The organism is Segatella copri (assembly GCF_003465495.1).
GTDB classification, from domain to species: Bacteria; Bacteroidota; Bacteroidia; order Bacteroidales; family Bacteroidaceae; genus Prevotella; species Prevotella copri_G.
On the sequence record NZ_QSAV01000011.1, the window covers coordinates 1 to 24,627 of the forward strand.

18 protein-coding genes and 1 riboswitch are annotated in these 24,627 nt (G+C 46.3%); of the genes, 9 read left to right on the forward strand and 9 right to left on the reverse strand.

Annotation, left to right across the window (positions count from 1 at the left end; all coding sequences use genetic code 11):
* Positions 1-167: 167 nt before the first annotated feature.
* From DWV53_RS04615 to DWV53_RS04640, 6 genes are all read right to left on the reverse strand, one after another.
* A complete protein-coding gene (locus DWV53_RS04615) occupies positions 168-3,416 on the reverse strand; it encodes a DEAD/DEAH box helicase family protein (RefSeq protein WP_118151949.1) in 3,249 nt (1,082 codons plus the stop codon).
* A gap of 8 nt (positions 3,417-3,424) precedes the next feature.
* Complete coding sequence (locus tag DWV53_RS04620) at positions 3,425-6,265, reverse strand: site-specific DNA-methyltransferase (protein ID WP_118151951.1); 2,841 nt, start codon at positions 6,263-6,265, stop codon at positions 3,425-3,427.
* A gap of 41 nt (positions 6,266-6,306) precedes the next feature.
* Positions 6,307-9,207: an SNF2-related protein gene (locus tag DWV53_RS04625; RefSeq protein WP_181992411.1), complete on the reverse strand. Its 2,901-nt coding sequence runs from the start codon at positions 9,205-9,207 to the stop codon at positions 6,307-6,309.
* Positions 9,208-9,731: 524 nt separating this feature from the next.
* Complete coding sequence (locus tag DWV53_RS04630) at positions 9,732-10,211, reverse strand: DUF3990 domain-containing protein (protein ID WP_262912837.1); 480 nt, start codon at positions 10,209-10,211, stop codon at positions 9,732-9,734.
* Positions 10,208-10,426, reverse strand: a complete 219-nt coding sequence (locus DWV53_RS04635; RefSeq protein WP_181992412.1) for a DUF3791 domain-containing protein — start codon at positions 10,424-10,426, stop codon at positions 10,208-10,210. The genes DWV53_RS04630 and DWV53_RS04635 overlap by 4 nt, the downstream gene beginning before the upstream one ends.
* A 5-nt stretch (positions 10,427-10,431) precedes the next feature.
* Positions 10,432-10,674 (reverse strand): hypothetical protein, encoded by a 243-nt coding sequence (locus tag DWV53_RS04640; protein WP_117586144.1) that lies wholly within the window; start codon positions 10,672-10,674, stop codon positions 10,432-10,434.
* A gap of 155 nt (positions 10,675-10,829) precedes the next feature.
* Between DWV53_RS04640 and DWV53_RS04645 the strand changes: the two genes are divergently transcribed.
* A complete protein-coding gene (locus tag DWV53_RS04645; protein WP_118151957.1) occupies positions 10,830-11,684 on the forward strand; it encodes a TIGR02452 family protein in 855 nt (284 codons plus the stop codon).
* Between the two features lie 70 nt (positions 11,685-11,754).
* Here DWV53_RS04645 and DWV53_RS04650 read toward each other — a convergent pair whose 3' ends face one another.
* Positions 11,755-12,036, reverse strand: coding sequence for a hypothetical protein (locus DWV53_RS04650; RefSeq protein ID WP_117586146.1), 282 nt, complete (start codon positions 12,034-12,036; stop codon positions 11,755-11,757).
* Positions 12,036-12,147: riboswitch (SAM-I-IV-variant riboswitch) on the reverse strand. It overlaps the preceding gene by 1 nt.
* 249 nt (positions 12,148-12,396) lie before the next feature.
* On the opposite strand from DWV53_RS04650, the gene DWV53_RS04655 reads away from it, so the two are divergent.
* Positions 12,397-12,810, forward strand: coding sequence for a secondary thiamine-phosphate synthase enzyme YjbQ (locus tag DWV53_RS04655; protein ID WP_006846346.1), 414 nt, complete (start codon positions 12,397-12,399; stop codon positions 12,808-12,810).
* Positions 12,811-12,862: 52 nt separating this feature from the next.
* On the opposite strand, the gene DWV53_RS04660 is transcribed toward DWV53_RS04655, so the two are convergent.
* Both DWV53_RS04660 and DWV53_RS04665 read right to left on the reverse strand, forming a co-directional pair.
* The gene (locus tag DWV53_RS04660; protein ID WP_118151959.1) at positions 12,863-14,188 is read right to left on the reverse strand and encodes an MFS transporter; all 1,326 of its coding nucleotides are present in this window, start codon (positions 14,186-14,188) and stop codon (positions 12,863-12,865) included.
* Positions 14,189-14,197: 9 nt separating this feature from the next.
* Positions 14,198-17,980: a DUF4922 domain-containing protein gene (locus DWV53_RS04665; protein WP_118151961.1), complete on the reverse strand. Its 3,783-nt coding sequence runs from the start codon at positions 17,978-17,980 to the stop codon at positions 14,198-14,200.
* 136 nt (positions 17,981-18,116) lie between these two features.
* On the opposite strand from DWV53_RS04665, the gene rlmN reads away from it, so the two are divergent.
* The 7 genes from rlmN (at position 18,117) to secG (ending at position 24,611) form a co-directional block, all read left to right on the forward strand.
* Positions 18,117-19,184: a 23S rRNA (adenine(2503)-C(2))-methyltransferase RlmN gene (gene rlmN / locus DWV53_RS04670; protein WP_118151963.1), complete on the forward strand. Its 1,068-nt coding sequence runs from the start codon at positions 18,117-18,119 to the stop codon at positions 19,182-19,184.
* A gap of 17 nt (positions 19,185-19,201) precedes the next feature.
* Entirely contained in the window at positions 19,202-20,137 is a 936-nt protein-coding gene (locus DWV53_RS04675; RefSeq protein WP_118151965.1) for a DUF4837 family protein, read from the forward strand.
* A gap of 8 nt (positions 20,138-20,145) precedes the next feature.
* Positions 20,146-21,243 carry a PdxA family dehydrogenase gene (locus DWV53_RS04680; protein WP_118151967.1) on the forward strand — a complete coding sequence of 366 codons (1,098 nt, stop codon included), beginning with the start codon at positions 20,146-20,148 and terminating at the stop codon, positions 21,241-21,243.
* A gap of 161 nt (positions 21,244-21,404) precedes the next feature.
* On the forward strand, positions 21,405-22,769 hold the full coding sequence (locus DWV53_RS04685; RefSeq protein WP_022121008.1) for a sigma-54 interaction domain-containing protein: 1,365 nt from the start codon (positions 21,405-21,407) through the stop codon (positions 22,767-22,769).
* On the forward strand, positions 22,766-23,287 hold the full coding sequence (locus DWV53_RS04690; protein WP_006846339.1) for an LptE family protein: 522 nt from the start codon (positions 22,766-22,768) through the stop codon (positions 23,285-23,287). The genes DWV53_RS04685 and DWV53_RS04690 overlap by 4 nt, the downstream gene beginning before the upstream one ends.
* Before the next feature lie 112 nt (positions 23,288-23,399).
* Positions 23,400-24,179, forward strand: coding sequence for a tetratricopeptide repeat protein (locus DWV53_RS04695; protein WP_117727130.1), 780 nt, complete (start codon positions 23,400-23,402; stop codon positions 24,177-24,179).
* 36 nt (positions 24,180-24,215) lie between these two features.
* Positions 24,216-24,611: a preprotein translocase subunit SecG gene (gene secG / locus DWV53_RS04700; RefSeq protein ID WP_118151969.1), complete on the forward strand. Its 396-nt coding sequence runs from the start codon at positions 24,216-24,218 to the stop codon at positions 24,609-24,611.
* Positions 24,612-24,627 lie beyond the last annotated feature (16 nt).

Genomic DNA, 24,627 nt, shown 5'->3' on the forward strand with positions numbered 1-24,627 from the left:
TTTACGATAAAGGGCAAGGTATAAACGCGGAGCCGCTTACAAATCCGTGGCAATAGGTGGCAATAGGTGACAATAAGAATACGTCTTATTGCCACCCATTTCTTTCTGTGTATCAATTACTTACAATCTGCGTGGCAGATGTGGCAATAAAATAGAAAAACTTTTTCCTACATATACTGCAAAATCATATCAACCATCGTTTCCAGATAGCCTTTATCATCCTTAAACAGCACATGATTCTTTTGGAATTCACCTTTCTCAAATGGATTCTTCAACCAAAACTCAACCTGCTCCATTGGCGTATTGCTGATAATGAAACTGTTCAACATCAGATGAGCGTTGCCCAACTGAGAAGCCACTTCTGTCTGTAAATACTTGAAGAGTTGAATCTTATCATCCTCCAATCCTTTAAGATTGCGAATACCTTTCGGGTCGATGAAGGTGATGTATTGCTTCTCTCCATCCAATATCCATAAGATAAAATCAGGATAGAAGTTGTTTGCTTCAAAGAAACCTAATCCCCTCTTGCTCTCATTGCGAAGCAGATAAACCTGCTTACCAGCCAGCACATCGTCTTGATGACCCTTACAATATTCACGGAAGGAAGTAACAAAGTTCTGTTCTCCCAAGTTTAATGCCACAGGAGACACCTTCAACGTAGGCTCACCAGTTACAACATCCACATAAGGACGATTACCATTGGTATCTTTCTCTGCAAGGAAGACCAAAGGCTTATACAGATGTTCCTCCACATTCAATGCCTTGAAATAAGGAGCATCAAGAACTAAGTCTTCACCAAATTCATTGGCCTCCACCTGCGCCTGCAATGTTTTCAAATAATCTACCACATTATACAGGTCGTTACGAACCTCTATTTCATATTCATCAGGCATACCTATATTATAATAAGTAACGCGTGTCTCCTTCAGATGCTTTTGCTCTTCCTTCGACTTGGCCTTCTTGTAAGCCATATCCATATAGCCTCGAAGCAGACTGATTGTAACATCCTGCCACAACTCCACATTCTTTCCGAAATCATGAAAGTTCAAATGGTCTTCAGGAATAGACAATTCGTACCAGGAAGGATTTGCCATCAGATACTTCAAGTCTTCCAATCGCAACTCCAGATTATACCAACCACGCTCCGCCTTCATACCTTGCAAGGCAAAGAACACTTCCGTCCAGTCTATCCAATTCAGATGCTCCTGTCCCAAAACACCTATATAGCGACTTGCAGCATTAGCAGTTTGGACATTCTTGCTTCTCAGCAAATCCACCTTTGGATATTTGTCCAGTTTTACATTCACCTTTTTCATCAGGCTTTCGTCGGCAGGTTTCACGACGGCAGACTTCTTGAAATTATAGCCATCCACAACTTTAGGCAATGAGAGATGAAGAGCGTCTAAATCAACAGACTTAATGGTTTTGATGACAATCTTCTCATAGTCTATCTCATTGGTTGGCAAACCTTCATCCTCCAAATATGCCTTGAAGGCTTCCATATAATCAGCCCGCACGCCAAAGATATTCAGAGTCTCTATGGTTGACAAATTCTTTGGAATCATCTCGTCCTGATAGCAGGCATCCAGCATCTTGCTTCGCTTCAGCGAATACTTGTATCCCTTCAGACGAACGCCACGACCGAAAAGCTGAATTATCTCAGAACCTTCGCTGCGTCCCACATTCATCAGACCCATCACGGAAACTCGCCAACAGCTCCATCCCTCAGTAAACTTCTTGGATCCAATCAGGATGTTAACGGTTGAATCTTGAGAATTGATATTGTTGAAGAGGCTGGAAGTTCCGAAAGCTTTCGTTTCGCAAAGGAATCCTTTATCCTGCAAGAGTTTCAGCAATTCCTTACCATCTCCCACATTAATGACTCCGAAATAATCCTTAGTACTTCCTACTCTCAATCCAATCTCCTCAAAACCTCCTTTTTGAAGATCGATATGAAGTTGGGCACCATGGATATTGGAGTGGAAAAGATTCCGCAAGATAGCATCGTAGATGTTCTCGGCAAACTTCTGTTTGTCATCTTCTACGAGATAACCACCTTTAAGCGCCAGAAAAGAGTTGCCAAATACAGAATAACCATTCTTTGTTTTCAATCCATCTTCCGAACTGAGCAAACGACGGATATAACCTGAAAACTCTGTACGATTCCGGATAAAATCCTGCAAGAACAAGAGTATCTGAGTTACATCCGATACCTGATTCTTATTTTCCTTGCTCACAGCCTTTACGCTACTTCCCACAAATATTCCCAAAGGCTTTTCCACCAGAAACCTGTTATGAATCCGCACATCACTCTGATAGATTTTTGTCTGCTCATAAAGACATAGCAAATATGCCGTGAGATACATATTGAGCAAATCATCATCATTCCAGTCGTTCATATTCATGATACGGTAATCCTTGCCATATCCATCGGCATAGAAATAACGATAGGAATAATCAAAAAGTGTTGCCTTACCATATTGGTCGAACATCGCCTTCCGGTCTTTGGCATTACTTTTTGCAGAAATGGCTTGACCAAAGGTAGCGGAATACTCAAAAGAGAAGCCTTCCTCAGTCAACTTCTGGCGATACCCCATCCAGACATCACCACTGGAACCTTTGTGACCTTCATCTACCAATACCAGGTTGTTTCCCTCGAAAGCCTCAACAGCTACCGTTTTATCTCCATCCTTATCTGCCAATTTATTGATGTCAATGATTTCTACTGCCTTGCCTTGAAACAAACCACCAACACCTTGCTTGCTGAACATAGCAACATCCATATTAGAAGCCTTCAACTCTTCATAATGCTGACGGCTCAATCCTTCATTCGGAGTCAATACGATGATGCGGTTGAGTTTCTTGGCATGATGAATCCTGGCATACTCCTGATATTGCTTGATGTTGACATGCATCAGCAGAGTCTTGCCCGAACCTGTTGCATTCCAATAAGCCAACTTATTCAAGTCATCAACCGTAAAGTCGGGCAACTCGTGCCAGGTTTCTGCACGATGATTGAAGTCATCATGCAGAAAACGATTTAAGTTGTCGCAAAGAGCCTGCGGATTACTGAAATACTGGTCGAGATAGATTTCCGTGAACAAGAGGGATAGATACTGGAAGTACTTCCACTTGATAGGTTCACTTCGCTTCTCGTTAATCTCATCAGTAAACTTCACGATATGCTGGTCGTAAAAGTACAACTGTTCTATGGATAAAGGACCTGTAGCATAGAGCTTATGACAAAGCTCATGATAGAGTTTTGACTCGTGGTCATCATTCAATCCTTCGTATGCAGGATCCTTGAGGTCACGAGACAAAGCCTCCAAGTCCTTACAGCCAAACAGCTGCAAGATATAATGAAACAGGACCAGTGCCTGCTGCAGTTTTCCTTTTTTCTGTATTTTCTTAGCCATAATAAGACCTATTCAAACATTCTCTTCTTAAATTCTTCCTCAATGAGTACTACTTTCCAATGCTCCTCATCCGTCTTGATATTCGGTAATGTATTATCACCATTTACATAAATCTTATCGAACTCTGAGTCTGTGGTGCAGTAGGCTTGCTTACGGAAGAATTCATTCAAGTCTTCGTTGTTCACCTTGTTGCAGTTTCTCCAAATCACGAGAGTTCGCTCATTGCCGATATGGGTAGTTCCTTCCACCACACAGTAGCCATCCTTAGGATAACGGAGCGTCTCTACATTCAGACCGATAAGGTAGTTGAAGGTTTCCACCATATCAACATGGGTATCTATCAACTCATTATCCTTGGTTGTCTTGATAGACATGGCAAACGGATTCTTAAACCATTCCAGGTTGAAGAGATCTCCCTTGGTTTCTGTATCGAGCATATAACGGAGGAAATAGGTTTCCTCGAAATCTCCCTTGCCATTCTCGTTATCGAAGTCGAGTCGCTGGTTCTTTGGCTGCAAATTATTTAGGGTATCCTCGTATTGCTCCAGACGGATGTACTTGAAGCATTGAGAAATGCCTTTACGGGAAACAGGCTTGCCATCCTTCCAATCCTCGGAATAGATTACTTTTTCGATGCGAGGCTTGGTTACAGGAACAAAATACTCTGCCATCTCACAGAGGATATATTTTCGATTACCTTTGTCTTCTCGATTCAGATTGATTACTGCATGACCAGTTGTTCCTGATCCTGCAAAAAAATCTAAGACTGTATTTGAATAATCTCTGTTTGTAACTTGAACAACACCTTTTACCAATTCAATTGGCTTAGGGTTGCTAAACTTATTTTTCACTCCAAACAAATTCGTCATTAATGCATTTGCACCTTGATTAGAACCAAACAATTCGTGAGTCCACCAATTTGTAGCACATTGTCCCTCCTCTTCTCTTTCGGATTTAAAGTATTTCTTTCTTGGAGAACCTTTTCCATTATTTGGAAAATATATACGATTATCCTCTAATAATGATTTGTATGTTTTTTCTTCACCCAACCATTCTTCATCATATTTAACACCAGTTGGGGTTACAATACCATAACGACATCCCGATTGATCCGAACCTGCTTTCCAAGGTTTACTTGCCCAAGGACCTCTTACATCATTATCAGGATTTGAGAAATCACCAGTTAATGCAAGTTTTCCTACGCCTTCTGCTTTATTTCTCTCAAAAGACTTTGCATAGGAAAGAATATGTTCTGCAACAAGACCTATCATTTTTGTTTTATCATTTGGTTGATTAGACCTTCTACGCCAATGAATATGTCCTTCAAAATTATCTTTTCCAAAGACATCTTTAAGCAAAACTTTCAACTCACCAACTTCATTATCATCAATAGAAGAGAATAATACTCCAGATTGATTCATTATATTTTTACAAGCATTCAATCTGTCAAGCATCATTGTTAACCAAGAAGATCCCATAAAACTATCCTTATAGATAAAATCATTATCTCCTGTATTATATGGCGGATCAATGTACACGCATTTCACCGCCTCTCTATACTTCTCCTGCAACAATTCAAGAGCTTGGAAGTTCTCACTATTAATCAGCAATCCATTACACTCCTCATCTACTTTCTCCATACTTCCCACGAGCTTATGCTTGAACTCGGCACTAAAGAACTTAGTGTCAAGCACAAGGAAAGGATTGTCTTCTAGGAACTTTTCTGTTAATGGCTCACTATAACCATCTGTCATCATATCCCCTTTGATTTCATCGATGGCAAAGAGGCGAACCCATTCTTTACGCTGCTCATCATTAGCAATAATCTCTGGGTAAAGGGTACGAGGAATGCGGTCGAGCGTGATACAATAATCACAACCGACTACAAACTTTTTCTTGAGCCACAACTTCTTTTGGAAGTCTTCGAGCTGGGCAAGGAAGGTGATGATTTTCTCTCCTACCTGCTTGATGGCTTTCACTTGTGCCAAATGCTCCATGATATGAGTGGCATCCAAATCATCCAAGAACATCACCTCGTTTTTGATATAGAAATCAAGTTCTCTACGAAGGAAACCACCCAGGTCTTTGTGGATGAAATAATCAAAATTGTTCTTTGCCGTATAGTCTTGCAGATGCTTCATCAGCAAAGTACGATCCTTGTTTTTTTCAGTTGGTACCTTCTCATTGACCAACTCTGCAAAGTCGGTATATTTTCCTTCTGCAAACGAAGAAATAATCTTAGCCTCAGCATCCTTGATAAGTGCATCCTGCTTGGTAGTCTTCGGCATCAGCTCATAAGTAAAGAAGATGTATAGTTCACCATCTTCCTCTGCGATACAGTCCTCTTCGCAAAGTTGGAAACGGCGCTCCATATTGTAGGCAGCCTTGTTGTTGTTCTGCTCTGTATCCGCATCACGAAGAACAAAGTGTACCTTACGACGGCTGGTCGGCAACACGAACGAGTAATTCTTGAAATATTCAGAAGTCTTGATGTAATACTGGTCGGCATTTGCCCAATACAACTTCACTTCCTCACCACTATAAGGAATGGCATAGGCATCGTCCTTATAGCGACGTTTAGAGATAAAATCGCCACCCTCATAATAACGGCTAAAAAATTTAGCCAAATGAGAAAACACCTCATTCTCCATGGCAGAAATATCAGTTCCTGCAGCAGTTTGAGCCTTCAAAATCTTTGTAACTTCAGGAACAAGGCGATTGTTCAAGAACGCCTCGATATCCTTACGCTTCTGATTCATGATGCGATATATACCAAAGTCGAGTTCGGCTTGGTCGAGTTGCAGTATTTCTGCAAGTATATCTCTAAATTTCTGTTCGTATTGTGTCATTGTTTATATTATTGGTTATGTTATCTTGCTTTAATTCCGTTTCATTTCTTTAAAGTCCAATGCACGCAGAAGAGTTCTTCTTCCGTAATATGCTGCTGTATAAATGCCTTTACTTTGTCTATCATTCCGTCTCGCTTCTCCTCTATCTCATCTTCCAGATTAAAGATTTCGGCTCGCTTACGCTTCTGCTGACGAGTAAGGGTATTCAATTCCTTTTCCAGGGTCAATGTTTGCTGTGCATTCTCCGAACGACTCAAAAGTCTTTTCTTCTCCTTAATTTTAGCCTTGATGTCTTTCAGTTCATTCTCCAAAGTGAGCTGCTGGTCTTCTGCCCATTTCTCGATATGCTGGATTTCAGTATCAAGCAAAGCCTTGTTTCGTTCTTCTATCTGAACGGTCAAGGCTGCTCGCCGGTTATCATACAGGAAAGCTAACTTCTGGCTTGCTTCCTCCTGCACACAAACTTTTCCCGTACATTCCGATGGTATATTCAATAGCTTTTCAGCAAACTCCTGACCTAAAGCCGTTCCATCTTCCGCAAGTGCCATCAGCACAATGTGCTGTTCCTGTTGTCCTTCGGATATAAAAGAAACAAGATGAGCCTGTAGCCATCCACTTTCATAAGCACATTGTTCTATATCTGCCACTTTATAACGGTATAGGCTATAATCGAAGAGGAGATTCTGCTGGCTTTGTATATTCTGCTTACACAAAGCAATGACCTTTTGAGCCAAAGGATGCGACAAACGATAATTGATGTATTGCGATTGCAGCGTAGTTATCTGATACATGCCGCATTCTGCTGCCACATCAGGATAAGGATTGTGCTTCAAGCGAAAGACGAGATTGGTTTCATCTACCACTTCTACATTCTCCTTACCAAGCGTAGCAATGGTTATCGTCCAAAGCCAGCGATGGAACTTATTCAGATTTCCCATATCCTTGCCTTGGCGAATCTTCAGCAGTCCCACCACATCCTCATCAAAGTTTTCAAGCAGTTGCTTGCGCGTATCTTGCATCGTTGCCTTGATACTCGCATCCATCTCTTGCTGAATCTGGTCGAAGGCTGCATTGATTTCTTCGGGAGTACGACACTGCTGATAGATGTTGAGCATTCGCTTCTCGAAGTCAACACCCGACTCGATGCTGCCCAACACCTCATCACTGGAACCGAAGACACCATCAAAGAGATGGAACTTTTCTGATAGCAATTGGAACACTCGCACATCGGCAGCATTTGCCTTGTTGATGAAGTTGAAAACCACCACATCATTCTTCTGTCCATAACGATGGCATCTACCAATGCGCTGTTCCACCCGCTGAGGATTCCACGGCAAATCATAATTCACGATAAGTGAACAAAACTGAAGGTTGATACCTTCTGATGCCGCCTCGGTAGCAATCATGATTTCGGCTTTGTCTCTGAAATAATCTACAATAGCCTGGCGCTTGTTTGCCGACAAAGAAGGGGTAAAGGCTGATGTGCCTATATTCCGCTCTTTCCATGCCTTATATATCTTCCGGGAAGTTTCATCATTGTTGGAACCATTGAAGAGGACTATCTTGCCCATATACCCATTCTCCTCTAAAAGCTGTTTCAGATAGAGCTGGGTACGGGTACTTTCCGTGAATATCAATGCTTTGCGGTTGGCTCCCAACTCTTCCATCTTCTGAAAGCCGGTATGGAGTGCCGACAAGAGGCAATCACCTTTTTTATTGCTACTGATACTATTGGCTAGATCATATAGACGTTGGAGTTCCTTGATTTCATCCTTGATACCTTCTATCTCATCGGAAGTAAGGATTTCTCCTTCCTGTTCGTTCTCATCCTGCTCATTCCATTCATCCCAATCATCGCCCAACATATCTTCAGCAACCATAGCAATTTTTCCATCTTCCCCATACCAGCCTTGCGGTTTATCGGCAGAATATGGAGCAATTTTGGTCTGCAAACGGTCGATAAGCGTTTTGAGCGTATAGCCGATGGCAAAGGTAGATGAAGACATGAGTTTGCGGAATATCAGCGTAATCAACTGACGTTGACTGGTGGGTAATCCGTAAGTATCATCCCGACGAAGATACTCGCTGATTTGATTATAGAGTTTCTGCTCTTCAACGGCAGGATAATATTCCTGCGCCATCGGGATACGGGAAGTATATTTTACATACTCCGTAACCTGTTTGCGAAGCGTGCGATGCACGATGGGGCGAAGACGCCTGCGAAGATCACCAAAAGCAATATCATCGTTTTTATTACTATAGCAATACTGAGCTTTGAAACTCTTCAAGTCACCAAAGTAATGGTCATCGATGATACTTACCAGACCATATAATTCCTCAATGTTATTCTGAAGCGGAGTGGCGGTAAGGAGGAGTTTATGACTATCAGAAAAAGCGGATTTCAGACGGGAAGCCATCGAAGGGGTTGACTTATAAACGTTACGCAGTTTATGAGCCTCATCATAAACCACCAGGTCCCAATGAGTGCGCGACAAAATTTCGGCTTGTCTGGAAGCAAACTGATAAGAGCAGATATAGATTTGCTTGCCATCGGAAAGATGGTCTAAAGAAATCCCTTTTTTCTTTTCGAGAATAAAAGAATCCAGAAAGAACTTTTCCTCCAGCTCCATGCTCCACTGTCGGCGAAGGGTAGCTGGAGCAACGATGAGGATACGACGCTTACGTTCAGCCCAAAACTGGCTGATAACAATACCAGCCTCTATTGTTTTTCCCAATCCCACCTCATCGGCAAGGATAACACCTTTGGAGAAAGGAGATTGGAATGCAAAAAGAGCCGCCATCACCTGATGGGGGTTCAGATCGACACGTGCCTCCGACAAGACACCCGTCAATTTATCATCATCCGCACCGCCCCTATTGCGTGACAACTGCCAGGCATAATACAAGAGCTGCGCAGATGAATAAGGGATTTCCTGTTTCATCGTCGCTATAGAAAAAAATGAGCGTTGAACTTTATTCTGGAAGTACGAGCCACAAGCAAAAAATACCTGAGAGCATGATACAAAAGAAGCGTGAGCTTCACTTATCATACTCTCAGGCATTTGGCGTGGCCCGTAAAACCGATAAGTTCCGCCCACGCTATAGCGCAGGCGTTCACTTAATCTCGGTTTTACATCTTTTAATCGCCAAATTTCGAGAGTATTCCGAATATCGTAAACGCTTTGTATATTAATATGTTATATGTCTAAAGTTTATTCTTTCTGTTTCTTATTATTCTATTTTATTTGTTCAACTTATGTTACAAGGGAGCAGCCGCCTGCGGCAACCTCTCCCCTTTCGAGGGCAAAGTTACAAAAAATAAATGAAATATGCAACTTAATACCTCAAAATATCTTTTATCGAGTAAATTTTACTTGAAGCATCAAAGGAGAAATACTGGTCCCATAATCATATAATCCTCTCTCTGCTTCTTGCTCAGACTCTTAATGAATCTATACGACACATATCAAATCAGCTGAAGATAACTTATAGCCTTCTCTGTACCGAAAAAATACTGGCGATTCAGCTTTCTGTAGGTCAACTCTTTTGCCAGTTGCTCTAAAGTCATTCCTCCATACAAATATCTTTCCAACTGAAAAGCGACACCATCATCAGCAACGGGACCTACCACTATATCATAGTCATGAACAAATTTTTCCTTACTTCTTTTACGGTTAGCTAAGATAAATTTTGCCCATTCTATTGATGGACTATCAAAAGTCAACACTTTCAGACTTCCATCAATCAACAGTTTCTCGTCAAACAAGAATTTTGTTACGACAGGAGAACCTGAGCCAACAATACGAGTTCGCTTGATTGCCATCTCCATTGCCTGCGGAAAAATATCCGTCAGATAAAAACCTTGTCCAAAATCCTTATAAGGCTTACACTTAGTAAAATCAATCTTGTCTATAAACAGATTGGATCCATGATACAACTCTATCATACCAATGCCCCTCCATGCCTATGGCAAATGACTGACAAATCATCCACTGCATCATCTAAAGAAAGAAGATGCTCCGCTCCATAACATTCATACAAAAAATCCAATCCCTTATGCCTTTTCAGATAAGCATAGGATTGCTTCAAAGATATGCCAAACCGCTGTGCAAATTGGCTCACACAATATATAATGTAATAAGTCTTATTTTCTAATTCCATAATTCTCAACCTACCTTTCCATATTTAATTTCCTCCTTCAGCAACTCATAGTTGTAGCCAGAACTCTGATAATATAGCCCTGTCTCTAAATCCTGAAGTTTCTCGAATAACTCTGAATTATAAACACAATCTAAAGCTTCTTCAAGAGAATACTTGAAGTCTTCCATCAGCCACATTGCCATATCTTTGATACGGGCATTAATCAATATGCCTATCTGTCCGGCTGAAAGTTTTGTTTGTCCTTCCATAATTATATATTTTTCTTTTGTGGGCAAATTTACAAAGAAATATCGAGAATACCACATATTTTATATATAAAAGTTTGGAGAATACAAAGAAAACTTGTAATTTTGCCTGAAAGAATGGATTTTTAGTGACACGAACAAAATAAACAGAAGAAATCATGATAAACGACAGAAGACAACTGGCTGACGTATATCAGCAAACTATAGATATTGTACTGGATGGACATTACACCTCTGAGAATGGGGAGGAAGTGAAACTGCCCGACAACACGAAGATGTTGAAGGGAAGCAGATTCTATACCAAGCCACTGGATGCTTCAAACATACCTACCCTTGCAGATGGTTCTACCAAGATTATCGTGAAGAATGACGACAGCATTCATTGCGGTCATCTGTTGCAACAGGAAGGATACAATCCCGTGGTTCTCAACCTGGCAAGCCGTCGCAACCCGGGCGGTGGAGTGAAGAACGGAAGCCGGGCTCAGGAGGAGAGCCTCTTCCGCAGCACCAACCTCTTTCTCTCTATGTATCGCTATGCGGAATATGCCGAGGATTACGGTCTGGAGAAAAGCAAGTTCCAATATCCGATGCCTGTGAGATTCGGAGGCATCTATGTGCCAGATGCTACCGTGTTCAGAGCTGGAGCTAAGGATGACTTTGCCTTGCTCGATACTCCTTATTATATGTCGTTCGTGGCAGTAGCTGCCATCAATCATCCAGATTTAGATAGAGATGGAAACATCTGTGAAGAAGATGCCGCATTGACGAAAAACAAAATGAGAACGATGCTGCGCATCGGTTTGCTGAACGGACACGACAGCATCGTGCTCGGTGCATTCGGTTGCGGTGCCTTCCACAATCCTCCGAAACATATCGCAAGACTGTTTCACGAAGTCATCGACGAGAAGGAGTTCATGGACAAGTACAAGCTCATCGCCTTCGCCATCCTTGAAGACCATAACTCGCCAAGAGGTGGAAACCTGCAACCCTTCATCGAGGAATTCAAGTCATAAACTCCCACTGATTTGGCTTTCCCTTCGGCCGCCGATTTTCAATTCACAGATTCACACAGATGGGGCTTGATTAGCAGTAATCAATGCCTCGTTTCTCACACTCTCCTCGCAGGGCGGCGAGGAAGTAGCTGCGCTCGCTGCCCCAACCACGAACCTTGCGCTCGTGATCCACGGTCTGCTTCAAACGCTCATCGCTGTAAGCGGCAAAACGGGCTGCATACTCTGAAATTCTTGACTCGGCATAACCTGCACCAACAGTTGATGACTCGGCATTAGCTGCCTTAATTGTTGATGACTCGGCATTAGCTGCCATTACATTCTCATTGTTCTTTAAATCTGAATTTGGATTCATAAAGATAATTATTTTAAGTTGTTAAACACTTACACATTCTTTTACCACCGTGGTTATCTCTATGTGAAACTCGGTTGGTGTGCCACAACTGGGCAACTCTTAATGCTTGATTTCGGTTGCAAAAGTACATCATTATTCTGAAACCACCAAATTTTTTCGGGATTATTTTTTCTATTTTTTCCCTTCTTCTAAAGAAGAAGATTTTTCGGGGTAGCAGATAGTAAGGAAGAGAAATCCTTTAATGGTTAAACTTTCCTATATTTGCATTATAATAGCATTATAATAATAAAATTATAATTACCTTTGTAAATTGACAATCAGAAAGATACAAACAATTGAAATATAAAAACAAAGAATGATATGATACAGCAAGTAGAATTTTCATTGCGTCCGCTTCCTCGCGGCTTTCACCTCGTAACCAACGAGGTGATGAGGAACCTGCCAGCGCTGCCTAAGACAGGGATTCTGAATCTCTTCGTAAGACATACCAGTTGCGGATTGTCGCTGAACGAGAACTTCGACCCAGATGTGAGACATGACTTGAAGGGTATCTTCGAAAGACTGGTTCCGGATGGCGACCCAAGATACCTGCACCAGGATGAAGGACCGACGGATATGTCGGCTCATGCCAAATCGAGCATGGTGGGTGTATCGCTCACCATTCCCATTACCAACGGCAGATTAAACCTCGGAACATGGCAGGGAATTTACCTCTGCGAATTCAGAGAGGGAGGCGGAAGCCGACACCTCATCGCAACGATTATCGGGGAATAAAGATAAAAACGAGGATGTTCGCACATCCTCGTTTTTACGTTAACATCATCATTTATTCTATCGCGTCCAATTCCGCTTCATCCTCTTCCTTCTCCTCTTTCTTTCCGAAATTAGGGTCAATCTTCAGGAAAGCAGTAACCATGAAGGTGATGGCGCAACATGCCATCACGATGATGAAGAACATGCGGTAACCTACCATATCCTTCAGATATCCAGAAACCATGCCCGGCAGCATCAATCCGAGATAGGAGATGCCCGTACAGATAGAATAATGGGAGGTCTTGAACTTTCCCTGACTGTAGAACAGCATGTAGAGGGTAAGAACCGTGAAGCCCAGACCATAACCCAACTGCTCGACAAAAAGACAGCTGGAAACCACGATGAGGTTGCTGTTGAGCGAATAACTCAGATAGATGTAAACCACATCAGGCAAGGTAATGGCGCAAACCAGAGGCCAGAGCCATTTCTTCATTCCATCCCTGCTCACCAGAATACCACCAAGAATTCCACCCAGCAGCAAACCTATCAATCCCACAGTACCATTGGCAAAGCCATATTCCTGCGGCGACAAGCCTAATCCGCCCTGCGAATTAGGACGGAGGATGAAGGTCTTGGTCATGGTGTTCAGAAGTGCCTCTGGGAATCGGTAGAACAGGAGAAAGAGCATCACACAGACGGTTTCACCCAATCCGAACTTCACGAAGAAGGTGCGGAACATGTTCTTCAGTTCATGAGCCACTTCACCCACCGTTCTGTCGGTCTGCATATCATCCTTCGGGCGAGGCATGAAGCGGCTGTGGTAGAGCCACAAACCGATGAAGATACCTGCCAGTCCGTAAAAGATAAGCGCCCATGAGAAGCGAATCTGGTTGCGGAAGAGAACCTGAAGCACACCTGCCAGCATCACCAGAAAACCATTCACAAAGATGATGGCGAGGCGGTAGAAGGTATTTCGCAAGCCTACAAACTTAGTCTGCGTGTGCTCATCCAGCTCAATCATATAGAAACCATCTGCCGAAATGTCGTGGGTGGCACTACAGAAAGCGATGAGGAAGAAGAAGCACATCGTTGCCTGAAACCAGAAGGCGGTAGGCAGCGAGAAGGCGATGCCGGCAAGGGCAGCTCCGATGAGAGCCTGCATGGTGAGCACCCACCAGCGCTTAGTCTTCAGCAAATCTATGAACGGACTCCACAAGGGCTTGATGACCCAGGGAAGGGCGAGCCATCCGGTATAGAGACCCACCTCAGCATCGGTCAGCCCCAACTGCATGTACATCACCACAGAGAGGGCGGTTACGATGACGTTGGGGAGTCCTTCGGCAAAATAAAGGGTCGGAATCCATGCCCATGGACTCCGACTGTTTTTCTTTGTTACCATTTTACATCACTATTTATAAAGTTTCTTGATTTCAGCACCCTGATAGTAGTGCAGCAGGATGGCATCATAATGATAACCCTGCTCGCCCATCACGGCAGCACCAATCTGGCAGAGGCCTACTCCGTGCCCCCAACCGGCTCCGATGAGTTCGAAACGCTGAGGCACTCCCTGTTCATCCTTATCATACTTATCCACCACAAAGGCAGAACTCAGCAGATGACTGTCGCTCAGCGTACGGCGGATTTCAAGTTCCTTACCGATGGTAAAGGTCTTCTCTGTTCCGATGATCTGGAGTTTGCTGATTCTTCCACTCTTTCCGCGCTCCACGGCCTTCATGTCTAGGATGGCACCCAGGTCCATCTTCAGTTTGTCGGCGATGAGCTGCTGCAACTTCTCCTGGCTGAGCGTTTCCTTCCAGCGGTAGAAATTGACGGTTTCCTGATCATAGTCGTTGAGCACTTCTGACAGGATTTTCTTGTCCTGCGTGTTGCAGAAAGCTGGCGGATTGAAGCGGATCCATTTCTCTGCCTCTTCCTCATTGGTCAGATTAGGCAGTGTATGTTCCACGCCCAGGGCAATGTCGCGAACCGCCGTAAGATAAGTCTTCGGCGTATCCTCCCAGCAATACTGGAATTCCTCGGTTATTCCGCCGCAGCATTTCGAGAATCTTGCATCGCAGATTTCTTCGCCGTCCATCAGAATCTGTCCCTTAGTCTGGCGGATGGCTTCAGCTACATGGGGCGATGTTTCCTTGGTGATACCCTGGTAGCGCTGGCAGTGGTCGTCGGCACATACATCAAAGAGGGTGTGGTCTTCGCGGTCGTACCAGCGAATGAGCGTATCTTCCTTCTTGGTGAAGGAGAAGAAGTTGTTGCCGCTCTCAGCCACCTCTCGGCGCTTCTTCATCTGTGCCAGGAGCCATGAACGGGAGATGACGGCGTGCGCCTTCAGGAGTTCGAGACTCGAAGTGGCACTCATCTCACTGCTGATGACGCTCTCCAGATATTTCTCTACAGGCAACTCATTGATTGCCACAATCTTATCCGATTCTACCACAAAGCGGAGCGTTCCCAGGAAGGTTTGAGTTTCCTTGCGCTCCCAGTGGAAGTTGACACCGATGGTTACGTCGCTCAGCGAAAACGAGGCGTCGGCACTCTGCGGATGGAAGGTGAGCTGGCTGTACTGGTTGCCGTTCCAGAGCACACCGCCCTCTGAGAATTCTACCACCTGTTCGCCCAGCACCTTTTCGCCCTTGGCAAGATAAGGTTTGTTGAGCGAGAAATGAATCTTCTGCGCACTCACGATGCCCACCGTTACGTCGGGCTGCTTACCTTTATTATATAAGGTGGAAGAGGCTTCGGCTGCATCCTCGGCATCCTTAGATGCCTTCAGTTTGGCGATGATGGCGTTCATCTTTTCTTCCGAAACGCCACATTCCTGCAGCAGCGAGAGGGCTTTCTCCTCGGTCAGCTTTCGGAAATCTTCCTCACGAGGGGTGATGATGAGTCCGCTCATATCCAGTGCTCCCGGCGAAACCACAAACTGGGCGTCGCCTTCGGCAAAATAGGCTTCCGGACGGTGCTTTTCTCTCGGAATGACCACGCTGATGAATTCCTCGCCCTTGCGCCAGGAGATGATGTTCATCATCGGTTCGGTTTCGTCGCCACGCTGAGGCATTGCCTTGTAGAGACGGCGGAAGAGGGCCTCATCGCTCTCAGCACTCTTCGAGATGATGACGAAGGCGGGAACGATGAAGTCGCGAACCACTGAGATTTTCTCCTCATCATTGAGAGAGATGATGTCGGTCAAGTTGCGGGAGAGACGCTGCCAGTTGGTCTGAAGAGGAAGGATGCCGTTGGTTCCTGCCTGGAAATGAAGATGGTCTGGAGCCGATGCACCACACTTCGGACCGTTGTAGAACACCATCAGGTCGCTGTGCAGACTGATGAAGCGGTGCATCTCGCCGTAATTCTTGTAGATGAGCTGAGGCTGATGCTTGCGTGCCGGAATGGTGAAGTGGACTGGCAGAATCGGGAACGGATTCACCAGAAGATGGAATTTTTCGTCTATCTGCTTCGACATCTGTTCCTTAGGACGGTTCTTGTCGCAAAGGAAACAAGGGCGCTCGCCCAGGGTTTTCTTATCTATCTTGGCGCCCGTACTTACGATGCGGGCTGGGTTCCACTGCAGTTTCAGTTGGTCGGAGAACTGGCGGGTTTCTACATGCTTGAGGTCGCGGAAACGGTGGCGCGCATCGGTCCAAACCTCCAGCTGACGGTTGAAGAAACGCGAGATGCTGCTGTCTTCCATAATGTCGGCCTTGCCCTGCAGCAGGTGCTGGCGTGCCTTCAGTTCCATGGTGCGCAGGCGGTCCTTATACAGGTTGTTGGCGTTCACCTTCTCTACGCTGAGGGCTGCATCGCTGTTACCTCCCCAGCGGCGGCAGAGGTAGAGTTCGTCGTAGATTCTGCCGATGCGGTAACGGCGCGAAAATGCCAAGCCGAGCGCATAATCCTCACCATACGAGGTGTTAGGAAACTGGATCTGTCTGACCAGCGGTGTGAAAAAGGCGCGCGGAGCACCCAATCCGTTGATACGCAGCGCATTGTTGCATCCGTTTTCATCGGTCCACTCCTTGTGGTCTATCAGTCCCGGTGGCAGGGTGTTGAGGTCGAAGTCGCACATGCGGTACGAGCCGATAATCATGGCTGCCTTCTGCTTGTAGAAGGCATCTACTATCTTCTGGAGTGTCTTTGGTGAAGAATAGAGGTCATCGCTGTCAAGCTGTACGGCAAACTTTCCGCAGAAACTGCTGTTGATGGCTTCGTTCCAGCATCCGCCTATTCCCAGGTCGGTTCTCTCCGGCACAATCTGTATCAGGTTGTCGGCTTTAAGTTCATCCAGAATTTCGCCGGTGCGGTCGGTAGAATGGTTGTTCACCACGATGACGTTAAACTTGAAGTTGGCCTTCTGTCCCAGCGCACTCTTCACGGCATCAGCCACCGTCTTTTCGCGGTTGAAGACGGGGATGATGACAGATGCCTCGTATTCAAAATCCTGCTCACCGAAGTCGGGCTGGCGGTAGAAGGTGGTGTCTATCAGGGCGCCCACCTTGCCCAGATGCTGGGTGCATGCCTTTTCCATCTCAATCTGCACCTCGCGGTTGCGCGGGTTTACATAGTCAAACTGCTTCTCGCCGCTCTTACGGGTGTCGAGTTCGGCTTCAGAATAGAGGAATTCGTTGAGATGGAAGATTTCACCCACACGGCTCAGATAGAGACGGAGGTCGTAGAGGGCGGCAAACTGATACTCTTCGCGGTCGGATTGGGCGATGTAGTCGGCCAGCGCCTGTGCCTTGATGCACCAGAGGCTTCCAAAGTCGAAGTCATCTCGCAAAGAACCTGACTGGTAGTCAATTACCGGATGTTTCTCCATTTTGCCTTCCACCATCTTGTAGTGGTCGGCGTAAACCATGACGGCATCCGTATCATCTGCCACTCTGAGGAATCGCTCCAGCGTGTTGTTTCCCCATCCTATGGTGGTGTGGCGGGTACAGATCATCACGTAGTCGGCATCTGTATTTTCAGCGATGCTGACAATGGTGTTACTGCTTTCCAGGCGGTCGGTGATGACAAACGTACATCCTTCGGGCACCTGATGATGAGCGGCAAAATCAGCACTCACCATGAAGTGGATATGCTGTACAGTCTTGTACTCATGAAGCACCGACAAGGCATTCTGCGCATCGTCGATGTATTCGCAAGGCAAGAAAAGGTCTATTTTTTCTCTCATTTTCTTACGTTATTTTTGTTCACTTCAGCCCTTTTCGGGGGGCTAAATCTGTGTTTTTTATCTTTATTTTATCTTATTATATTAAAATATGTGGCAAAGATACTAATTTTTCGGCAAAAAACACTATCTTTGCAGTATGAATAATGAAAAAAAATATCTTTTGGGCCTTACACTTGCCGAATTGAAGCAGGTAGCAAAGGACTTAGGCATGCCCGCCTTCACCGGTGGGCAGATGGCGAAGTGGCTCTATGAGCAGCATGTGAAGAGCATTGATGAGATGACCAACATCTCGAAGGCGAACCGTGCCAAACTCGCTGCCGAATACGAAATAGGATGCTTCGGATATTCCGATGCACAACATTCGGTGGATGGTACCATCAAGTACCTCTTCCCTACCCGAAGCGGCAAATTTGTCGAGACGGTTTACATCCCCGACAAAGACCGCGCCACGCTGTGCGTTTCTTCGCAGGTGGGATGCAAGATGAACTGCCTGTTCTGCCAAACCGGCAAGCAGGGGTTTGAGGGCAGTTTGCCTGCAGGCGACATTCTGAACCAGATTTACTCGCTGCCGGAGGTGGACAAGCTTACCAACATCGTGTTCATGGGTCAGGGCGAGCCGATGGATAATCTCGACAATGTGCTGCGCGCCACAGAGATTCTCACCGCCGACTACGGCTGGGCATGGAGCCCGAAGCGCATCACGGTAAGTTCGGTGGGCGTGAAGAACAAGCTGAAGCGGTTTCTGGAAGAGAGCGACTGCCATGTGGCCATCAGCATGCACGACCCTATCCCTTCTGAGCGCGCTGAACTGATGCCTGCCGAAAGGGGCATGGGCATTGAGCAGGTAGTAGAACTGCTGAGGAACTATGATTTCTCTCATCAACGCCGCCTGAGTTTCGAATACATCGTGTTTAAGGGCGTAAACGACAGTATGCAGCATGCCAAGGCCATCATCAAACTGGTGAAGGGACTTGACTGCCGCTTCAACCTGATTCGTTTCCACCAAATTCCAGACATTTCTCTGCAAGGTGTGGATGATGAGAAGATGGAGCAGTTCCGTGATTATCTCACCCAGCATGGTGTCTTCACCACCATCCGTGCCAGCCGCGGCCAGGACATCTACGCCGCCTGCGGTCTGCTCAGCACCTCGAAGAAAATCGGAGAAATCCGTGAGCACGAGGATGAAGAGAAGATGAATAAGTAAGGAAAGGTGGGGGAAAAATGGTTAGAGCATCTTTAAAGATCCTACTTGCCGGCTGTCTTTTGTTCCTTTTTCTGGCAAGTTGCAGCCTGGGAGGAGGAAGAAACAGAAAACTGCCCAAGAGCACAGGACAGCCTTACGAGGTGGTGCTCGAGGGAGATACCGACAGCATCGTGACGAAGATACTGACGGAAGAGGTGCCTGCCCTGCCCCAACCCGAACCGCTCTGCCGGCTCATCCAGGTTAAGAAGGGCAAGATCCACGGCAGCTACCTGCTCGTAAGAACTCGCATCGTAGTGAACATCCCGGCAGCGGAATTCTCAGTCAGGCTGAGCCGCAACGAGAATGCTTCACCGCAGACCGTCATCCGCATCTCTGCACGCTCGCCGCAGCAACTCAGAGAGAAACTCAACCCCGAGAAACTGCGCCAGCTCGTAGATGAGACTGAACTGGAGCACCTCGCCTCCATCATCTCCACCAACCCGAGCAGGCAGAACCACGAGATGCAGCAGCTGGTAAAGAAGAACTTCGGCATCAGCATGATCATCCCTGCCGAAATGCAGGCAAGCAAGAAGGCCGGGAACTTCATTTGGATTTCAAACAACGCCAGTTCGGGCATGAAGAACCTCATCCTCATGAAAGTGAAGAGGGAAGAAAGAAGAGGGAAAGCCAATTCTAATGCTTTTCCTGCTCAAGAGAAGCAGCAGATTGACAGCATGCTCCGCACAAACATGCCCGGCGAAACCGACAGCATGTACATGATAATCCCGGTCCTTTCAGAAAAAGGACTCTGGGAGATGAAGGGCGACGCCATGGGAGGCCCCTACGTGATGAGGTGCATCCGCTTGAGAAAAACGGGGGATGAAATCATCATCATCGGCTTCGTCTATGCGCCCGAAATGAAAAAGAAAATATTAATCAAGCAGCTAGAAGCTGCGATTTCTACTATAAAATAAAACGATAAATGGACAGCAAAAAGATTAGAGTGGCCATCACTCACGGAGATACCAACGGTATCGGATACGAACTCATTTTTAAGGCATTCAGTGAACCAGAGATGTTGGAGTATTGTACCCCTATCATCTACGGTTCGCCTAAAGTGGCAGCTTATTACCGCAAGGCGATGAATCTGCCTGCCCAGTTCTCCATCATCCAGAAAGCAGAAGATGCTGAAGACGGAAGAATCAACCTCCTGCCAGCCGTAGACGAGGAGGTAAAGGTTGACATGGGCATGCCTACTCAGGAATCGGGTACGGCAGCCATCAAGGCACTTGACCGAGCCATGACCGACTACCGCGACGAGCTCTTCGACGTGCTCGTTACTGCACCGGTAAACAACCAGAACGCACAATTTGAGGGCTTCCAGTTCAAGGGCCACAAGGAATACATAGAAACTTGCCTGGGCGAAGGTGCCAAGGGCCTTTCCATCCTCTGCGGCGGCGACCTCCGCATCGCATCCGTAACCGGAAAGACTCCGCTCAAGGACGTGCCGGCAGCTATCACCCAGGAGCTCATCATCGAGAAGGTGAAGCAGATGCACACATCACTGAAGCGAGACTTCATGATTACCAACCCGCGCATCGCCGTGCTCGCCCTGAATCCTAGCAACAACGGTGAGGAGAGCTGCGGACCAGAGGAAGCCAGCATCATCATCCCAGCCATTGACCAGCTTGCCGAGCAGAAAATACAAGCTTTTGGTCCTTACCCTACTGACGAGTTCTTCGGCAACGGCCATTTCGTAGAATTCGACGGCATCATGGCCATGTATCATGATCAGGCTACTACCCCGTTCCATTCACTCTACACCGAGGATGGCGTACTCTTTACTGCCGGTCTGCCACTCGTGCACACCGCCGCCAACACCACTCCTTGCTACAGCATCACGGGCTGCAACGAAGCCGATGCAATCTCCTTCCGCCACGCCATCTACTTGGCGCTGGATGCCTTCTGCAACCGCGAAGACTATGATGAGGCCTACGAGAATCCACTGCCTAAACTCTACCACGAGAAGCGTGACGAGAGCGAGAAGGTAAGATTCTCCATCCCTAAGAAAAAGGGATAAGAGAAAGATTCCCTATTCCCGAGAAAAAGCGGAATAAAGAAAGATTCGGGAGGGCAGATGACGCAAAAAAGGCAAATCTGCCCTGTAATCAGACCTTCCGAACGTTAAAATTAAAAAAAAATGCAGATAATTCAGAAAAAATGAGTAATTTTGGCAGCTAAATGGATACTTCCGAACTACAAAAGATAAAACAACGCTACAATATCGTCGGTAACAGCGACGGATTGAACCATGCGCTCGACGTAGCCCTACAGGTAGCGCCGACCGATCTCTCCGTGCTCATCATCGGCGAGAGCGGTGTGGGTAAGGAAATCATTCCAAGGGTGATTCACGACAATTCGCCACGCCGCAGAGAGAAATATTTCGCCATCAACTGTGGAAGCATTCCGGAGGGAACCATTGACAGCGAACTCTTCGGACATGAGAAGGGTTCCTTCACTGGAGCCATAGGCGAAAGCGAAGGATACTTCGGTATTGCCAACAAGGGTACCATCTTCCTCGACGAGGTGGGCGAACTCCCGATACAGACGCAGGCAAGACTGCTGCGCGTGCTCGAAACGGGAGAATACATCCGCGTGGGTGGAACTGAGATAAGGAAAACGGATGTCCGCATCGTGGCAGCCACCAACGTAAACATGCGCAAGGCTGTGAGCGAAGGCCGCTTTCGCGAGGACCTCTACTACCGCCTCAACACCATCCCGATACAGATGCCTGCATTGAGAGAGCGTGGAGACGACATCCTCCTGCTCTTCCGCCTCTTCGCCATGCAGATGGCCGAAAAATACCGTCTGCCTAAGATTTCACTCTCAGATGAGGCTAAGCAGATCATGCTGAAATACAAGTGGCCGGGAAATGTGAGACAGCTCAAGAACATTACCGAACAGATGTCAGTGCTGAGCCGAGAAAGAGAAATCGATGCACAGACTCTCACCCAGTTTATTCCGAGAGATGAGGAGTCTACACAGCTCGCCACCATACAGAAGGATGGCAAGGACGACCATAGCTACGCCAGCGAGCGCGAACTGCTATACAAAATTCTCTACGAACTGAGGGGCAACGTGAGCGACCTGAGACGAGAGATGAACAGCCTGCGCAAGCAACTCGATGAGGCCCGCCAGTTGGGCGGTACAGGCGGATATGTTTCTCCGGTTCAGCCGAATACCCAGGTAGCTCCAGTATCATCTGTATCTCCGGTTTCATCGGTTTCTCCGGTTCCGTCCGTATCATCCGTTCCATCGGTTTCTCCGGTATCTTCCGTACCTCCGATTACCGATCTCGACGAGCTACAACACATCCGTCAGGAAATAGCTACAGGAGGCATTAGGGGCACTTACAAACCCGAAGCCGAGGATGCTGAGATTGAGGAGATCAAGGAAGAAAACGAGAATCTGAACCTCAGCGACCTTAGCAAGCAGATGATAGAAAAGGCACTGGAGAGAAACAACGGAAACCGCAAGAAAGCGGCAGAAGAATTGGGAATCTCCGACAGAACTCTGTACAGAAAGATTAACAAATATAAGTTATGAAGCATATACGCGCGTACCTATATATAATAGGAGTCACACTGATGGTGGCGGTCATGGCAGCATGCTCCGTGAGCTACAAGTTCAACGGTGCCAGCATCGACTACACCAAAACCAAGACCATACAGATAGCCGACTTCCCTATCAGAAGTTCGTATGTATGGGGGCCGATGGGTCCGATGTTCAACAACGAACTCAAGGATAAGTTTGCCAGCAACACCCAGCTCATACAGGTGTCACGCAACGGAGACCTGAAGATAGAGGGCGAAATCACCCAATATTCTCAGCGCAACAAGTCGGTTAGTTCTGAGGGATACTCAGCACAGACCGAGCTCAGTATCACCGTAAACGTACGTTTCACCAACACCAAGAACCATGCCGAGGACTTTGAAAAGCAGTTTACATCTGCCAAGACCTACGACACCACTCAGAGCCTTGCCTCGGTGCAGGAAGAACTGGTAACCCAGATTATCAAAGACCTGGTAGACCAGATATTCAACGCTACGGTAGCTAACTGGTAAAGTAAGTGAAGAACGAAAAGTGAAGAGTTAAGAATTCAACGGCTTTACTAATCATAAAGTTCAAAACTCAATGTTCAAAGTTCAAAGTAAAATAAAGTAAAGTAAAAATATCGTGGAATTAAGCAGATTGATACAACACCCGGAGGAAATGAACCGAGAGACGCTCTACGACTTGCGCGCCCTCTTGGCCTTATATCCGTATTATCAGACGGCACGCCTGCTGATGTTGAAGAATCTGTACCTGCTCCACGACCCGAGTTTCGACGAAGAACTGCGCCGTGCAGCCATCTACATCACCGACCGTAAGATTATCTTCGAGATGGTAGAGGCAGCCCACTATCAGATAAAAAACGCCCCTGAAGAGACTGAATCCGACAAGCAGCAAGGCGTAAGAGGAATAGGAGCAGAAAAACACGGGGACCGTACTAGCGACCTCATCGACCACTTCCTGGGATCCATTCCTATGGAAGAAGACGAAGAAGAGAAGAAGGAGAAACGTAAGCCTACACCTGCTGACGCGGCTGTAGACTATGTGGCTTATCTCATGGAGACCGAAGACCAGCAGGAGCCAGAAGATACTTCGCGCACCATGAGTCTCATCGACGACTTTATGGAGGATGGCGGTTTCAAACTGCCTAAAATCCAGCAGGACGAAGATTACAAACCAGAATTTACTCCCGAACTTCAGACCGATTCCGGCAAGGATGGCGAAGAGGAAAACAGCGGTGTATTCACCGAAACCCTCGCCCGCATCTACATCAAGCAGGGCAAGTATCAGAGGGCTTACGAAATCATCAGCCGCCTGCATCAGCAGCATCCTGACAAGAACGGATATTATGTTGACCAGCTCAGATTCCTTGAGAAACTGATGCTGAACAGCAAGAAGAAATAAAGAAGAATAATAAATAAATAAAACTAGTTTTAAAAAATGGCTTACACATTATTAGTAGTATTAATCGTCCTGGTAGCTATCCTGATGATTTTCATCGTGCTCATCCAGGAGTCAAAGGGAGGTGGACTTGCAAGTAACTTCTCTTCAACCAACTCAATCATGGGTGTTCGCAAGACCACTGACATTGTTGAGAAATTAACATGGGGCCTCGCTGCAGCCTTGGTTGTCATCAGCGTGGCATGTGCTTATGTAGCCCCTCAGGCAGCTGGCGAAAGCAGTGTTTTGGAGGGAGCCACTCAGGAGCAGACCGCTCTTCCTGCAATGCCAGGTGCTAGCAAGGATGCAGCAGCAGGTGCTCAGAAGGCTGTTCCTACAGCTGGTGCAGATGCCCAGAAGGCAGCTCCAGTTGTTCCAACAAGCCCTGCAAAATAAAAAATAAGAAAAAAGG

Coding starts and splice junctions, on each gene's coding strand:
- DWV53_RS04660 (WP_118151959.1), bottom strand. CDS start 14,188: ATGGTAACAAAGAAAAACAGTCGGAGTCCATGGGCATGGATTCCGACC.
- secG (WP_118151969.1), top strand. CDS start 24,216: ATGGCTTACACATTATTAGTAGTATTAATCGTCCTGGTAGCTATCCTG.
- DWV53_RS04635 (WP_181992412.1), bottom strand. CDS start 10,426: ATGGAATTAGAAAATAAGACTTATTACATTATATATTGTGTGAGCCAA.
- DWV53_RS04620 (WP_118151951.1), bottom strand. CDS start 6,265: ATGACACAATACGAACAGAAATTTAGAGATATACTTGCAGAAATACTG.
- DWV53_RS04640 (WP_117586144.1), bottom strand. CDS start 10,674: ATGGAAGGACAAACAAAACTTTCAGCCGGACAGATAGGCATATTGATT.
- DWV53_RS04680 (WP_118151967.1), top strand. CDS start 20,146: ATGGACAGCAAAAAGATTAGAGTGGCCATCACTCACGGAGATACCAAC.
- DWV53_RS04675 (WP_118151965.1), top strand. CDS start 19,202: ATGGTTAGAGCATCTTTAAAGATCCTACTTGCCGGCTGTCTTTTGTTC.
- DWV53_RS04665 (WP_118151961.1), bottom strand. CDS start 17,980: ATGAGAGAAAAAATAGACCTTTTCTTGCCTTGCGAATACATCGACGAT.
- DWV53_RS04655 (WP_006846346.1), top strand. CDS start 12,397: ATGATACAGCAAGTAGAATTTTCATTGCGTCCGCTTCCTCGCGGCTTT.
- DWV53_RS04685 (WP_022121008.1), top strand. CDS start 21,405: ATGGATACTTCCGAACTACAAAAGATAAAACAACGCTACAATATCGTC.
- DWV53_RS04645 (WP_118151957.1), top strand. CDS start 10,830: ATGATAAACGACAGAAGACAACTGGCTGACGTATATCAGCAAACTATA.
- DWV53_RS04630 (WP_262912837.1), bottom strand. CDS start 10,211: ATGATAGAGTTGTATCATGGATCCAATCTGTTTATAGACAAGATTGAT.
- DWV53_RS04625 (WP_181992411.1), bottom strand. CDS start 9,207: ATGAAACAGGAAATCCCTTATTCATCTGCGCAGCTCTTGTATTATGCC.
- DWV53_RS04615 (WP_118151949.1), bottom strand. CDS start 3,416: ATGGCTAAGAAAATACAGAAAAAAGGAAAACTGCAGCAGGCACTGGTC.
- DWV53_RS04690 (WP_006846339.1), top strand. CDS start 22,766: ATGAAGCATATACGCGCGTACCTATATATAATAGGAGTCACACTGATG.
- DWV53_RS04650 (WP_117586146.1), bottom strand. CDS start 12,036: ATGAATCCAAATTCAGATTTAAAGAACAATGAGAATGTAATGGCAGCT.
- rlmN (WP_118151963.1), top strand. CDS start 18,117: ATGAATAATGAAAAAAAATATCTTTTGGGCCTTACACTTGCCGAATTG.